At 59.9% G+C, this 14,388-nt stretch carries 13 protein-coding genes; 5 read left to right on the plus strand and 8 right to left on the minus strand.

From position 1 onward, the window contains the following. The first annotated feature begins 2 nt into the window (after positions 1-2). Both yidC and mnmE read left to right on the plus strand, forming a co-directional pair. The gene (gene yidC / locus VMH34_06435) at positions 3-1,631 is read left to right on the plus strand and encodes a membrane protein insertase YidC (GenBank protein ID HTT08411.1); all 1,629 of its coding nucleotides are present in this window, start codon (positions 3-5) and stop codon (positions 1,629-1,631) included. Further along, positions 1,628-2,992 carry a tRNA uridine-5-carboxymethylaminomethyl(34) synthesis GTPase MnmE gene (mnmE, locus tag VMH34_06440; GenBank protein HTT08412.1) on the plus strand — a complete coding sequence of 455 codons (1,365 nt, stop codon included), beginning with the start codon at positions 1,628-1,630 and terminating at the stop codon, positions 2,990-2,992. Before yidC ends, mnmE begins: the two co-directional genes overlap by 4 nt. A gap of 6 nt (positions 2,993-2,998) precedes the next feature. On the opposite strand, the gene VMH34_06445 is transcribed toward mnmE, so the two are convergent. The 6 genes from VMH34_06445 to VMH34_06470 all read right to left on the minus strand — a co-directional run bounded on the left by VMH34_06445 (position 2,999) and on the right by VMH34_06470 (position 9,281). After that, positions 2,999-4,471, minus strand: a complete 1,473-nt coding sequence (locus VMH34_06445) for a gamma-aminobutyraldehyde dehydrogenase (protein ID HTT08413.1) — start codon at positions 4,469-4,471, stop codon at positions 2,999-3,001. Between the two features lie 20 nt (positions 4,472-4,491). Further along, the gene (locus VMH34_06450; protein ID HTT08414.1) at positions 4,492-5,301 is read right to left on the minus strand and encodes an ABC transporter permease; all 810 of its coding nucleotides are present in this window, start codon (positions 5,299-5,301) and stop codon (positions 4,492-4,494) included. After that, a complete protein-coding gene (locus VMH34_06455; GenBank protein HTT08415.1) occupies positions 5,291-6,229 on the minus strand; it encodes an ABC transporter permease in 939 nt (312 codons plus the stop codon). Before VMH34_06455 ends, VMH34_06450 begins: the two co-directional genes overlap by 11 nt. 5 nt (positions 6,230-6,234) lie before the next feature. Further along, positions 6,235-7,287, minus strand: coding sequence for an ABC transporter ATP-binding protein (locus tag VMH34_06460; GenBank protein ID HTT08416.1), 1,053 nt, complete (start codon positions 7,285-7,287; stop codon positions 6,235-6,237). Positions 7,288-7,360: 73 nt separating this feature from the next. After that, positions 7,361-8,461, minus strand: coding sequence for an ABC transporter substrate-binding protein (locus VMH34_06465; GenBank protein ID HTT08417.1), 1,101 nt, complete (start codon positions 8,459-8,461; stop codon positions 7,361-7,363). A gap of 271 nt (positions 8,462-8,732) precedes the next feature. Next, entirely contained in the window at positions 8,733-9,281 is a 549-nt protein-coding gene (locus tag VMH34_06470) for a cupin domain-containing protein (protein ID HTT08418.1), read from the minus strand. Positions 9,282-9,439: 158 nt separating this feature from the next. Between VMH34_06470 and VMH34_06475 the strand changes: the two genes are divergently transcribed. Together VMH34_06475 and ald are read left to right on the plus strand one after the other, a co-directional pair. After that, positions 9,440-10,765, plus strand: coding sequence for an aspartate aminotransferase family protein (locus tag VMH34_06475; GenBank protein ID HTT08419.1), 1,326 nt, complete (start codon positions 9,440-9,442; stop codon positions 10,763-10,765). Positions 10,766-10,783: 18 nt separating this feature from the next. Further along, complete coding sequence (gene ald / locus VMH34_06480; protein HTT08420.1) at positions 10,784-11,905, plus strand: alanine dehydrogenase; 1,122 nt, start codon at positions 10,784-10,786, stop codon at positions 11,903-11,905. A 48-nt stretch (positions 11,906-11,953) separates the two neighbouring features. Here ald and VMH34_06485 read toward each other — a convergent pair whose 3' ends face one another. Both VMH34_06485 and VMH34_06490 read right to left on the minus strand, forming a co-directional pair. After that, on the minus strand, positions 11,954-12,556 hold the full coding sequence (locus tag VMH34_06485) for a poly-gamma-glutamate hydrolase family protein (protein ID HTT08421.1): 603 nt from the start codon (positions 12,554-12,556) through the stop codon (positions 11,954-11,956). Between the two features lie 3 nt (positions 12,557-12,559). After that, positions 12,560-13,792, minus strand: a complete 1,233-nt coding sequence (locus VMH34_06490; GenBank protein HTT08422.1) for an alpha/beta hydrolase — start codon at positions 13,790-13,792, stop codon at positions 12,560-12,562. 139 nt (positions 13,793-13,931) lie between these two features. Between VMH34_06490 and VMH34_06495 the strand changes: the two genes are divergently transcribed. Then, positions 13,932-14,387 (plus strand): RDD family protein, encoded by a 456-nt coding sequence (locus VMH34_06495; protein HTT08423.1) that lies wholly within the window; start codon positions 13,932-13,934, stop codon positions 14,385-14,387. The last annotated feature ends 1 nt before the right edge of the window (position 14,388 follow it).

Below are 14,388 nucleotides of genomic sequence, written 5' to 3' on the forward strand. Positions count from 1 at the left end.
GCATGGATCAAGTGCGTTTGTTCCTGATTGTAGCGCTGGGTTTGGTGTTACTGCTGATCTGGCAGGCGTGGCAGAAGGATTACGGCCCATTACGGCTCCAATCCTCGGTGCAGTCGTCGCGGACGGATACTGCCGCCGCCTCGGTTTCTACAGCACAACACCAAATGGAAACAGAGGACAAAAAAACAGCGACCACACCACCAGTCTCCGGGCAAAAGATACACGTGCAAACGGATACATTGGATCTGGTGATTGATACTGCAGGCGGCAACATTGTACATGCCAGTTTGAGAGACTATCCGATATCCCTCGAACAACCCCGAGATCCATTCGTATTACTGGATGATTCCGAGCAATTGTTTTATGTGGCGCAGAGCGGCTTGTTAAGTACATCAGATGCGCCGGATCATCACGCCCTTTTTACCAGCGAACGTGATGATTATGAATTGACTGCTGGCGCCGAAACGCTGGAAGTGCCGATGTCTTGGCATTCCGCCAGTGGCGTGGAGGTCGTAAAGATTTTCCGTTTTACGCGCAGAAGCCACCTCGTCACGGTCGAGTACAAGATCCGCAATCGTTCCGGCCAGCCATGGACCGGCGAGCTGTACGCCCAATTGCAGCGCGCAGCGGGCAAGGAGGCTAGGAGCGTGGTGAATACTTATACGGGTGCGGCCTTGTCGAGCCCGGAGAGGCGTTACGAAAAATTGCCATTCAGGGATTTTGCCGACAAACCCATATCGCGCAATATTCAAAACGGCTGGGCGGCGATTCTGCAACATTATTTTATCGCCGCCTTGATCCCCAATGTCGGTGAGGCCTATCACTATCACACCAAGGCACTGGATAATCAGCATTACGTCATCGGAGCGGTGGGTCCGGAACATACCGTGCCGGCGGGCGGGGAGGGCACGGTCAGTATACGTTTCTATCTCGGTCCCAAGACTCAGGATACCCTCGAACGAATTGCACCTGGCCTCGATCTGACGGTGGATTACGGCGCACTCTGGTTTATCGCCAAACCTCTTTTCTGGTTTCTGAAAAGATTCCATGCGCTGACGGGCAACTGGGGCTGGGCCATCATTATCCTGACGGTGCTGGTCAAGGGATTGTTCTACCCGCTCTCCGCGGCGAGTTACCGTTCCATGGCCAAGATGCGCGCCGTCCAGCCACGGATACTGGCCTTGCGTGAACGCTATGCGGATGACAAGACCCGCCTGAATCAGGCGATGATGGATTTGTACAAGGAGAAAAAAATCAATCCGCTGGGGGGATGCCTGCCCGTGTTGATTCAAATCCCCGTGTTCCTGTCTCTCTACTGGGTGTTGCTGGAAAGCGTGGAATTGAGGCAGGCGCCATTCGTGCTCTGGATACACGATATGTCTGCAGCCGACCCGTACTTCGTGTTGCCGCTGTTCATGGGCGCCACCATGTTCTTCCAGCAACGCCTGAATCCGCCGGCCATGGATCCCACCCAGCAAAGGGTGATGCAACTGATGCCGGTGGTATTCACCATGTTTTTCGCCTTTTTTCCTTCCGGGCTGGTATTGTACTGGTGTGTCAATAACCTGCTCTCCATACTTCAGCAGGCGGTGATCACGCGCAGCATGGAACGCGGCAAAACCGCGACATGAACCGCAAGACAGGTGGATCGGCGGAAACCATTGTCGCCGCCGCCACCGCGCCCGGGCATGGGGCGATAGGAATTATTCGTTTCAGCGGGCCGCAGGCCGCCGCTATCGGCCGGAAAATCACCGGCATCGACCTTCTTCCGCGCCATGCGCACTATGCGCGCTTTCGTGATGCGGCAGGCGATGTAATCGACGAAGGTCTGGCGCTGCATTTCCCCGCACCGCATTCGTACACTGGCGAAGACATGCTGGAACTGCAAACCCACGGCAACCCCGTTATTTTGGGCCGAATCGCCACCGCCGCAGTATGTCTGGGAGCGCGGCCTGCGCGTCCGGGGGAATTCACCGAGCGAGCCTTTCTCAACGGCAGGCTCGATCTCACGCAAGCCGAGGCGGTTGCCGATCTTATCGGCAGCCAGTCGGCGGCCGGCGTGCGTTCGGCGCTGGCGTCACTGCAAGGCGAATTCTCCGCGCACGTACGCAGCCTGTCGGAACGCCTGCGACGACAGCGCGTGGAGATGGAAGCCATGCTCGATTTCTCCGAGGACGATGTCAATCCCGGCACATGGACGGGGCAGCGCGAAGCAACCAGAAACCTCGTGCACGGCATGGATGAAATCCTGGCTAATTGCCGCCGGGGCGTGTTGTTTACTGAAGGCTTGAAGGTCGCCATCCTGGGACGCCCCAACGCAGGCAAGTCCAGTCTGTTCAACCGCCTGCTGAGTGAGTCGCGCGCCATCGTCAACGAAACGCCGGGCACCACACGCGACATCTTGCGCGCGGAAATGCAAATCGGGGGCGTGCCCATGACTCTCGTAGACACCGCCGGTCTGCGCGGACCGGCCCAGGGGGTGGACGCCATCGAACAGGAAGGCATGCGGCGAGCCCGTGAGGCACTGGCCTGGGCGGATCATGTGCTTCTGGTGATCCCATGGGGCGAGAGTCTCAACGAGGAGGATCAGGAAGTGTTGGTCCATCGACCCGCGGGCGCGCAAGTCACCTTCGTGCGCAGCAAGATAGATCGCGTGGAAGTCGCAGCGGCTGAGTGCGATGCTGAACAGGGCCGGGAGGTATGGTTAAGTGCGGTAACCGGCGCAGGAATGGACCTGCTGGAGCGGCGGTTGCTGCCCGTGCAGGAACAGAACAGCGGCACCTACACCGCACGCCGCCGGCATGTAATCGGCCTGGAAACGGCCCGTGCGCATGTGTCGGAAGCGGAACGTTTACTGGCGGAAAATGCGCCTACGGAGCTGGCTGCGGAACAGCTGCGTCTGGCCGGTCGGCAGTTGGATCAGATCACCGGGGAATACACCACTGAGGAATTGCTCGGCGATATCTTCCGCCGCTTCTGTGTCGGTAAATGAACGCGCCTACAATTTCACCATGACGTGGCGCACGGTAGTGTAGTCCTCCAGCGCATACATCGACAGATCCTTGCCGTAACCTGACATCTTAAACCCCCCGTGCGGCATCTCAGAGCACAGCATGAAATGCGTGTTGATCCAGGTGCACCCGTATTGAAGACGCGCTGCGACCTGCATTGCCTTGGTGATATCCCTGGTCCAGACTGAGGAGGCGAGGCCGTAATCAGAATCGTTGGCCCACGCAATGGCCTGTTCCTCGTCGCTGAAACGCGTGACCGACACCACGGGCCCGAATACCTCCTTGCGCACGATCTCATCGTCCTGTCGGGCGCCGGCAACGACCGTGGGTTCGTAAAAAAAGCCGCTGCCAGAAACAACCTTGCCGCCGGTCGCGATCTTGATGTGTCTGGCGTGGCGCGCGCGATCCACGAAACCGGCGACGCGCTCACGCTGGCGGGCGCTGATGAGCGGGCCGATCTCCGAGTCTTCGTTTTCCGGCCTTCCGAACTTTATGCCGGCAACCGCGCTGCTCAAGTCCGCGACCAGTTTGTCATAGATATTCCCCCCGGCGTAGACGCGGCAGGCGGCGGTGCAGTCCTGGCCCGCGTTGTAGTACCCGAAGACACGAAGGCCCTGTACGACCCCGGCGAGATCGGCGTCGTCGAATACGATCACCGGCGCCTTGCCCCCCAGTTCCAGGTGCGTGCGTTTCATGCTCTTGGAGGCCGCCTGCAGGACGCGCGCTCCGGTGGCGATGCTGCCGGTGAGCGAGATCATCTTCACGCCCGGGTGGTTGATGAGCGCGGATCCAACCGGATCGCCGACGCCGGCGACGACATTGAGCACACCGGCCGGCAGGATGTCAGCGGTCAGCTCTGCGAGCTTGAGAGTGGTAAGCGGTGTCTGTTCGGAGGGTTTCAGCACCAGAGTATTGCCGGCACCGACGGCGGGTGCCATCTTCCAGGCCGCCATCATCAGCGGGTAGTTCCACGGCGCGATGGAGCCGACCACCCCCACTGGGTCGCGGCGGATCATGCTGGTGAAGCCGGGCAGGTATTCGTCCGCCGCCATGCCGTTCATGCAGCGCACGGCGCCGGCAAAGTAACGGAACACATCAATGATCGCCGGCAGCTCGTCGTTCAACACCCGCACATAAGGCTTGCCGCAATTGAGCGATTCAATGTGCGCGAACTCTGCTGCGTTCGACTCGATGCGATCGGCGATTTTGAGCAGCAGCAATGAGCGTTCCATCGGCGTGGTGCGGGACCAGTTCTGAAACGCCTTGGTCGCGGCGGACACGGCGGTGTCGATCTGCGCGATACTCGCCTGCGGCACCTTCACCAGCGATTGGCCGGTGGCGGGATTCAGCACGTCGTAATCCGGTCCGCCGCCCTTGATCTGCCTGCCGTTGATAAAGATTTGCGTCGTCAAGGTCTCGGTTTTCTTTTCGCCACTCTTCTTTTTCGCGCCTGCGCCCATAAGCCCTCCTTTGTGAAAGCTTATTTTCCCGCGCCGTGTACTGTCTCGGTGCCGCGGGTGAAATAATACGCCAGCAATATCGGCATAAAGGTGACGGCCATCACGAAGATCGCCACCACATTGGTCACCGGGCGCTGCCGCGGCTTCACCAGCTCGGTCAGCATCCAGATGGGCAGGGTCGACTGCTGGCCCGCGGTGAAGGTGGTGACGATGACCTCATCGAACGAAAGCGCAAACGCCAGCATGCCGCCGGCCAGCAGCGCCGTGGCGACGTTCGGCAGTACCACGTGGCGGAACGTTTGAAAACCATCGGCACCCAGATCCATGGAAGCCTCGATCATCGATGTCGAGGTGCGGCGGAAGCGGGCAATGACGTTGTTGTAGACCACCACCACGCAGAAGGTGGCGTGCCCCAGCACAATGGTCCAAAAACTGAACGGGATCTCCATCAAGTTGAAGGCCGAGCGCAGCGAGATACCGGTGATGATGCCGGGCAGGGCGATAGGCAGCACCAATAGCAGAGACACCGCCTCGCGCCCGAAGAAGCGGCCGCGATGGACGGCGGCCGCGGCCAGTGTGCCCAGGATCAGGGCAATCACGGTCGCCGTCGCGGCGACGTGCAGCGAAAGGGAAATGGCCTGCCAGATGTCTGCGCGTTCCCACGCCACCGTGAACCATTTGAACGTCAGGCCGGGCGGCGGGAATTGATAGGACTTGTCTTCGGTGCTGAACGCGTACAACAGCACGAAGAACAGCGGTACATGCAGGAACAGCAACCCACCGGTAGCGGCAAATCCCAGACCCAACCCGGCGCGCGGTTCAGAGCGCATCGAAGGCCCCGAGCCGTTTGGCGATGGAAAGATAAATACCCATGATAACGATGGGCACTACCGAAAGCGCGGCCGCGAGCGGAATATTACCGGCCGTGCCCTGGTGCTGGTAAACCGCCTGGCCGATGAACAGGCGCGAGGAGCCGATGATGCCGGGGATGATGTAGTCACCCAGCGTCAGTGAGAAGGTAAAGATCGACCCGGCCACCACCCCGGGAAATGCCAGCGGCAGGATGATGTGCCAAAAAGTCTGTCCCGGCCGGGCGCCGAGATCGTCGGAGGCCTCGATGCAGGATCTCGGCACGCGCTCAAGAGCCGCCTGTACCGGCAGGATCATGAACGGCAGCCAGATATAGCAGAACACGATATAGGTGCCGAGATAGGAGGTGGACAACGAATTGCCACCGATGATCGGCAGTCCCAGTACACCGTCCAGCAGCCAGCTTAGGTGCAGCTGCGCCAGAAACCAGCTGATGATGCCTTCCTTGGCGAGGATCAATTTCCAAGCGTAGACCTTGACCAGATAACTGGACCACAACGGCAGCATGACCCCCAGATAGAAAAAGGCGCGCAGGCGCGGGCCCGCGTAACGAGCGACGAAATAGGCAATCGGAAAAGCGATGACGGCATCAGTCACGGTGACAGAAGCGGCCATTGTCGAAGTACGCAGGATGATGTCCAGATTCGACGAAGTGAACAGTTCGCCGTAGGTGCGCAGCGAAAACTGGTGCATGACGCGCCCGGAGAAGTTGTCGATGTAGAAAAAGCTTTGTGCCAGCAGCGAAAACAACGATCCCAGGTAGATGATTCCCAGCCACAGCAGCGGCGGCGCCAGCAGCAGGGCGAGCAGCAACGCCGGGCGACGGTAGAGCGCGATCGACAGCCGCCGCGACCAGCCGGCGCTGTCCGTCCGCACCGCCGTAGTCATTGCGCTCACCGCCGTCCTCCTGTGACCAGCGTCTGCATGTCGGCGCGGTGCCAGGCCAGACGCACCCGGCAGCCGCTGGTGATTGCGGATCGGTCCGCGCGCCGCAGATTCTGGCTCTCCACCGTCAGTACGCCACCCTGATCGAGCACAACTTCATACTTCGTGGTTGCGCCGAGATATTCCACATCATTAACCCTCCCCACGGCGACGCACTGATCCTTCTCGGTAATTTCCCCATCGGACAGTAAACGGATCTTTTCAGGACGTATGGACAGGGCCGCGTTTGCACCGGTGAGCGCAGCAGCCGCCTCGCCTGTCAGCAGATTGGAGACACCGACAAAGCCCGCGACGAACGCTGTCGAAGGATGCTCATAGACTTCCAGAGGTGTGCCCAGTTGCTCGATGCGGCCGTTGTTGAAGACGGCGAGGCGGTCGCTCATGCTCAGCGCCTCCTCCTGATCATGGGTGACGAATATGAAAGTAATGCCGATGCGCCGCTGCAGCGCCTTCAATTCCATCCGCATCTCGTCGCGCAGTTTCAGATCCAGCGCGCCCAGAGGTTCGTCAAGCAGCAACACGCGCGGATGATTGATGAGTGCACGGGCCAGCGCCACGCGCTGGCGCTGGCCACCGGAAAGCTGTGCGGGCCTGCGCGCATCGAAGCCGGACAACCGCACCAGCTCCAGCATTTCCTGTGCGCGCCTGCGGCGCTCGGCTACAGGCACCTTGCGCACCATGAGCGCATAAGCGACGTTATCAATCACACTCATATGCGGAAACAGGGCGTAGTCCTGGAACACGGTGTTGACGTCGCGTTCATAGGGCGGCACGCCGGCGGCGTCGCGGCCGTGGAGGAGTATGCGCCCGCTGTCAGGCTGCTCGAAGCCGGCGATGAGCCGCAGGCAGGTGGTCTTGCCTGATCCGGAGGGACCCAGCATGGCGAAGAACTCGCCGTCGCTGATTTCCAAATCCAGGTTGTCGGCGGCGAGTACCTCCCCGAAACGGCGCGTGACGCCGAGAAATTGAACCGCCGCAGCGCTTTTCGAATTTGTTGTCACGGTCGGAATGGCCGCGGGAAATGGTGATCGGGGATTTTCTTCGTTCCCCGATCGCCTTTCCCTAGATTTCCGCCTAACGTCCGCCGATGACGGCGATGTAATCGGTCACCCAGCGGTAATACGGTACGCACTCCTTCTGGCTCTTGCATTTCGAAGTCGGCGTGCGCCAGAACCAGATTTTGTCGAAGTTATCCATGCCGTTGGTCTTGCAGCCGTCCTCGCCCAAGAGGGCGTTGCCCTTGCAGGCCTCCGGCACCACGGGTACCGATCCAAACCAGGAAGCGAGATCGCCCTGCAGCTTCTTGTCAAGGGAGTGCTCGAGCCAGAGATAGGCGCACTGTGGATGCGCGGCATTGACGTGCATCATGGTGGTATCGGCCCAACCCGTCGCGCCCTCGGACGGGATAACGCTGGCGATCGGCGCATTCTTGGATTTGAGCAGATTGACCTGGTACGGCCAGCTCGAGGAGGCCACCACGCCTTCGTTGGTGAAGTCGTCGGTCTGGATCGTGGCGTCGTGCCAGTAGCGCGACACCAACTTGCGCTGGCCGCGCAGCAGGTCCAGCGCCGCCTTGTACTGATCCTCGTTGAGTTCGTAGGGATCCTTGATGCCCAGATTGGGCTTGGTGTGCATCAGGTACAGCGCCGCGTCGGCGATGTAGATGGGGCCATCGTAGGCCTGCACGCGGCCCTTGTTGGATTTTCCGTCCGCCAGCTGCATCTCCTCAAACACGGGTTTCCAGCTTGTCGGTGCGTCCTTGAACGCCTTGGTGTTGTACATCAACACATTGGGCCCCCACTGGTAGGGCACGCCGTAGTGCTTGCCCTCGACGGTGTGCCACGGTGCGTTCTGCAGGCGTGGATCGACGGTCTTCCAGCTCGGGATCTTGGAGACATCGACCGGTTGCACGCGCCCACCCGCGACCAGCCGCAGGCTGGCGTCGCCGGAGGCGGTCACCAGATCAAAACCACCCTCATTCATGAGCGCCACCATCTCATCGGAGGTGTTGGCGGTCTTGACGCGCACCTTGCAACCAGTCTCCTTCTCGAAACCGGTCACCCAGTCGTAGTTTTTATCCGACTCGCCGCGCTCGACATACCCGGGCCAGGCGACGATGTCGACAAATCCTTCGCCCTTGCCCGCCGCCTGCGCCGGTACTGCGCCCAGCAACATCACCACTGTGGTGATGCCCACCGCCAACCCGTACTGTTTCACTTCAAGATATCGATTACTCATAGAGCCTCCTCATAATATTTTTCAGTTGTCATTGCCGATGGCCGACCGCCGCACCGGTGCTGCTTTTTTCCTTCTCCTTTTCATGCTGCACCACTCCGGCACCGTGTTCCCCGTGCCTCTACAAATCCAGATTGATTTGCATCGCCTTTAATTCATGCGTTTGAGTCCTCCAAATCTCCAGCAGCTACCGTGCCGATCGCGCGGTGTCTCAAAAAGTCGGCGGTGAATTGGCGCTGATGATGAAACATTCCTCACTGCCAGAATTGCGAAATCGGTGTGGTACGCGGCTCTCGAAATAATAGGCGTCCCCGGGACCCAGCACCCGGGTCTGTGTGCCGACGGTCAATTCGATCTGTCCGCGCACCACCACGCCGCCTTCTTCGCCGGCGTGTGACAGCATTTCCTCGCCGGTGTCCGCGCCGGCAGCGTAGGTCTCGTGCAGGATGGACATGCTGCGCTTGTGGCGGTTGAAGCCCACCAGACGGAATGAGATTGCACCTTGCCCCAGATCGGGCAATTCTTCACTGCGGTAGAAGATCTGTGCGCTCTCGGAGAGATCGAGCGTGAAGAAATCCGCCAGTGACATCGGCAAGCCGTGCAACACCTTCTTCAGCGAGCTGATGGAGGGACTGACGCGGTTCTGCTCGATGAGCGAGATCATGCCATTGGTCACGCCGGCACGTTTGGCGAGTTCACGCTGGGACAAACCAGCCATTTTGCGTACCGCTCTGAGGCGGCCGCCGATATCCTCACTCATGGAAACGCCCGCAAGAGATGTTTTCAATATCCTAAACACTTTTAAATAAAGAATCGAGCTTCCGGAGATATTTTTATGCCGTTGTCTAATATCTTCATCATGCTATGATGCCCGGGATTAACCCGGTTTTACCCTTGTCGGAGAGTTTCCGCCGCGCCATGAACGCACCCTTGCCACTGCCAGCAGACTTGGAGGCGTTCTGGATGCCGTTTACGGCCAACCGCCAGTTCAAGGCGCATCCCAGACTGTTGACGCAGGCCGACGGCATGTACTTCAAAACCGCCGATGGCCGCAGGGTGCTGGATGGCACTGCGGGGTTATGGTGCGTCAATCTGGGTCACAGCCGGGAGGCGATCAGCCTCGCTGTTGCCAGACAGATCCGAGAATTGGATTTCGCGCCGACCTTCCAAATGGGTCATCCGCTGCCTTTTGAGCTGGCGGCACGATTGATCAAACACGCGCCGGACGGTTTGAACCACGTTTTTTTCACCAACTCCGGCTCCGAGGCTGTGGACACTGCTCTCAAGATCGCGCTCGCCTATCATCAGTTGCGCGGGGAGGGCGCGCGCACGCGGCTCATCGGTCGGGAAAGGGCCTATCACGGTGTGGGCTTCGGCGGCATCTCCGTGGGCGGCATGGTCAACAACCGCAGGCTCTTCGGCCCACTGCTGACGGGCGTCGATCACCTGCGCCATACGCTCGATCTGGAGCACAATGCTTACAGCCGCGGTCTCCCGGCGTGGGGCGCGCACCTGGCGGAAGATCTGGAACGCCTGATCGCCTTGCACGGTGCATCCACCGTCGCCGCGGTCATCGTCGAGCCGGTGCAGGGTTCGGCGGGCGTCATTCCGCCACCACAAGGATATCTGCAAAGACTACGCGAAATCTGCGACCGATATGGCGTCCTGCTGATATTCGACGAAGTCATTACCGGTTTTGGGCGCCTCGGTGCGCCGTTCGGGGCGCAGTATTTCGGTGTGCGACCGGATTTGATCACCAGCGCCAAAGGACTGACCAACGGCAGCATTCCCATGGGCGCGGTGTATGTGAGCAACACGATTCATGACGTTTTTATGCATGGTCCGGAGAACGTCATTGAGCTGTTCCACGGCTACACCTATTCCGGGCATCCCGTGGCTTGCGCGGCGGCCCTGGCGGCGCTCGATATCTATGAACAGGAAAACCTGCTTACCCGCGCATCGACATTGGCGAAGTATTGGGAGGATGCCGCACACGCGCTTAAGGGACTCCCCCATGTCATCGACATCCGCGCCATTGGTCTCGTGGCGGCGGTGGAATTTGCACCCGTGCCGGACAATCCAGGAAAGCGGGCGTATGAAATCTTCACACGTTGCTTTGAACGCGGCGTACTGGTGCGGCAGGCTGGCGAGGCCATCGCGCTCTCGCCGCCGCTCATCGTGAACCCGCAACAAATCGACACGCTATTTGGCACGTTGGCGGAAATCATCCATGACCTGCCTTGAAGACTTGAGGAAACCACCGTGCTGATTGGCATCCCCAAAGAAATCAAAACGCATGAATACCGCGTGGGACTGGTACCGGCCGGTGTGCGCGAACTGGTGCATCACGGTCACCAGGTGCTGGTACAGAGCGGCGCGGGAATGGGTATAGGTATAGACGATCAGGCCTACAAGACGGCCGGTGCGATGGTTGCCGGCGGTGCGGGCGAGATCTATGCCCGGGCCGAGATGATCATCAAGGTAAAAGAGCCACAACCCGACGAACGCAAACAACTGCGCCAGGGCCAGGTGTTGTTTACCTATCTGCATCTGGCGCCGGACCCGGAACAGACCAGGGCACTGCTCAAATCGGGCTGCACGGCGATTGCTTATGAGACCGTAACCAGTCCCCGGGGTACGTTGCCGCTGCTCTCGCCCATGAGCGAAGTGGCGGGGCGCATGGCCATACAAGTGGGCGCCCATTGTCTGGAAAAAGAACGCGGCGGCGCGGGGATTTTGCTGGGCGGCGTGCCCGGCGTGCATCCCGCCAAGGTGGTGGTGCTGGGCGGAGGTGTGGCCGGAACCAACGCCGCGCGCATGGCGATGGGTTTGGAGGCATACGTCACCGTGGTCGATAAATCCCTGGATCGCCTGAAGCAATTGGACGAACAGTTTGGCTCGAAACTGTACACGCTATACGCCACCGTGGACGCCATCGAAAGCCTGGTCATAGATGCCGATCTGGTCATCGGTGCGGTGCTGGTGCCCGGCGCCTCGGCGCCCAAACTGGTGACGCACGCGATGCTGAAAAAGATGCGGCCGGGTTCCGTGCTGGTCGATATCTCCATCGATCAAGGCGGCTGTTTCGAGACCAGCAGGCCCACGACGCATGCCGATCCCATCTATATCCTGGATGGCATCGTGCATTATTGCGTGGCCAACATGCCGGGCGCGGTGGCGCGCACCTCGACCTTCGCACTCAACAACGCCACGCTGCCCTTTGCCATTGCGCTGGCAGACAAGGGGTTCCGCAAGGCCTGCGACGACGATCCCCACCTGGCCAACGGCCTCAACATCCATAATGGTCATGTCACGCACGCCGCGGTCGCGAGAGATCTCGGTTATCGTTATATGCCGCCCTCGGAAGCCGTCCGCCATTATTGATTTATAAAACCGGTCGGGGAGGCCGAGCAGGAATACCGATTCGTGACATCAGCGAGAGAGCAACAAATCATGGATGAGGGGACCTAAAGTGGCCGGGGGACGGGTGCGGCGTAGTCCGGCGGTCAGTTCAAGCTGAACACCCGCGCCACGGAAACCGCGGTTGCATAAGTTATCGCCGTCGGAGGCAGGGAAGGGATGATCGTTCAGGCGTATGTCCATGCCTGTGGCCCGCAATTTTCTCGCGAGGAGCGTCTTGAGGGATGTGTCGAGCCCGCCGAGATACATGGTGTGATGCATGCCCATGCAGCCGTGGACGGTTAGGATCGTCTTCGATCGGCGGAGCAAATCCATGCAACGCGGCTCGTCAAAATGACGGCTGGTGATGTGCAGCGATGTGAAGTTCCCGCGCGGCTTCAGTCCCTCAAAGAGATAGAGATTGAAATCCCGGCCCGCAATCGCGCAAGCCAGTTCGGAAGTGCCGCGTTCAATGCCGCCGCCGTGCGGCGCCACGATGGAAATGTGCGCTGCCGGCACGGAACGGACGATGATTCTGTAATCGGCGTCTTCGCGTTCGTGCGCTGCCAATTCGGCAAAGTTTCGGTACTTGTCCCGTGAAGGGGTAAAGCGAACATCCGCGGCGCCCCAAGCCACCGTTTAGCAATTCCGGCTTGATTGAATCAGACCGCAGTCGGCTTTGCTGACACTGTGGCCTTCCTCATCCGGACGCGAAATACGCTGCCACGCGGGACTGAGAGTGCCGGCCAGATGTCCTGCATGCCGTGACAGATGAGCCTGGGCATCGTTGCAGCCGAAAGGGCAGGTTTTCCCGGAGGTATGCAGGCGATCGGTGATCCAGGTGGCGTCGTTGAACGGCAGCCAGGTGGTACTCCGTGTTGCGGCATCGTTCAGCGCGCCGGGAACGCGATCAGCCTGGGAGGCATCGGCGCGGACGAAATCGATCACCATGGCGGCGGCGTCAACAATCAAATCCGGTTGTTCAACTTGAATTTGATGTCCGCTGCGTTCAGCCACCAACTGGGCCGTGCGCGGCTGCAAATAAGCGAGCTCCGATTGCAGGCTCCGCCAAGTATGTTCGGTGATGCTGTTCCAGTTGGTGGCCTTGGATTCCTCCTGGATGCCGCGCGTCAGCACCACCGTCGGTACAATCGGCGGTGGTGTGGCCATATTCAACACCTGCATCGCGCTACGTTTGAAGTGGGCGTATTCATCAGCCACCGTCACGCGACTGGCCGGACGCGACATCAACATCAGCGATTTGTAGGCGGGATCGTTTTCGGACAAATCGCGCGGAATCTCCGGCCGGGCGACGAAATCGTGCACGACAAACCCATGACTGTAAGTCTGTTCTTCGTTGACGGCGTCCATAGCCCCCGTCAATTTGCCAATCTGCTCTGCGTTGGAGGAATCGACCAGGACCAATCCGGCCACCAGATAAGGATACCGGCGCGCGAACATTTGCACATTGAGGCCGCCGAAGGAATGCCCGACCAGCACATAAGGACCGGGAATATCCGCGTTGGTCAGCAGCAGATACAGCTCGTTGGCAATGCGCGAACTGGTGCGAGGCAACTGGCCGAACTCGCTCCAACCGTAACCGGCGCGATCGTAAATACACGTGCGTGAGTAGTGCTGTAGTTGTTCCAGAACGGGCAGCCACTCGATGGCGGCGCTGCCGAGCCCCGTGTCTATGATCACCGCCGGTGAGCCCTCACCCTGGCAATAGATGTGCAGGCTGTAATTGCCAATGCTGACCATCCGCCCCGGTGGCGTGGTGAAATCGTCGTCCTCAGCCTGGCACGCGATGCCGCCGGCCATCAGCGCCGCGCCGAGAATCTGGCAAATACGGAAGAACGGACGCGGGGACATGGATTTTGCCGTTTTTAGTATGGGGACTGAAGGATTTAGAAAGCCCGGTCGCTGAAAAATTCCCTGCTCGCCGCTCCTATACCGGGCCTTCCATCCCCCGGCCTGAGTAATTCATCACATTCCGACGTATGATTGAACGATGAGGCGTCCTGCCGCAGGTGCTGTTGCAAAAAACGCGGGGCGCATCGGTGTGCTGCGTAGTTTCGGCGCGATGTTCTACGATGCCCTGTTACTGTTCTCGGTTTGGTACGTGGTAACGGCGCTGGCGGTATGGATGCGTGGTGGCCAGAGCATCGCCGCCGGAGATCCGAAACTGACCGTGGTGTTAATCGCATGCACCTATCTTTATTTTGCCGGGCAGTGGACCCGCGGGGGCCAGACTCTGGGCATGAAAACTTGGCGGATTCGACTCACGATGCAAGGGGGGACAAGGCCCCCGGGCTGGTTCGCAGCCAGCGCGCGTTTCGTCGTCGCGGTGTGCAGTCTACTCACCTTGGGTTTTGGGTATCTCTGGGCATTGTGGGACACCGAAGGGCTCACGCTGCCGGACCGGCTCTCCGGCACCCGCCGGCGGCTGGCGGATGATCGGCCATAGT

This window comes from Gammaproteobacteria bacterium (assembly GCA_035501935.1).
Lineage (GTDB): Bacteria > Pseudomonadota > Gammaproteobacteria > JAJPIJ01 > JAJPIJ01 > JAJPIJ01.

Bases quoted from the DNA above. Each gene is read 5' to 3' on its own strand.
- VMH34_06475 (HTT08419.1), top strand. From the start codon at position 9,440: ATGAACGCACCCTTGCCACTGCCAGCAGACTTGGAGGCGTTCTGGATG.
- VMH34_06445 (HTT08413.1), bottom strand. From the start codon at position 4,471: ATGGGCGCAGGCGCGAAAAAGAAGAGTGGCGAAAAGAAAACCGAGACC.
- VMH34_06490 (HTT08422.1), bottom strand. From the start codon at position 13,792: ATGTCCCCGCGTCCGTTCTTCCGTATTTGCCAGATTCTCGGCGCGGCG.
- yidC (HTT08411.1), top strand. From the start codon at position 3: ATGGATCAAGTGCGTTTGTTCCTGATTGTAGCGCTGGGTTTGGTGTTA.
- VMH34_06495 (HTT08423.1), top strand. From the start codon at position 13,932: ATGAGGCGTCCTGCCGCAGGTGCTGTTGCAAAAAACGCGGGGCGCATC.
- VMH34_06455 (HTT08415.1), bottom strand. From the start codon at position 6,229: ATGACTACGGCGGTGCGGACGGACAGCGCCGGCTGGTCGCGGCGGCTG.
- VMH34_06465 (HTT08417.1), bottom strand. From the start codon at position 8,461: ATGTTGCTGGGCGCAGTACCGGCGCAGGCGGCGGGCAAGGGCGAAGGA.
- VMH34_06450 (HTT08414.1), bottom strand. From the start codon at position 5,301: ATGCGCTCTGAACCGCGCGCCGGGTTGGGTCTGGGATTTGCCGCTACC.
- VMH34_06470 (HTT08418.1), bottom strand. From the start codon at position 9,281: ATGAGTGAGGATATCGGCGGCCGCCTCAGAGCGGTACGCAAAATGGCT.
- mnmE (HTT08412.1), top strand. From the start codon at position 1,628: ATGAACCGCAAGACAGGTGGATCGGCGGAAACCATTGTCGCCGCCGCC.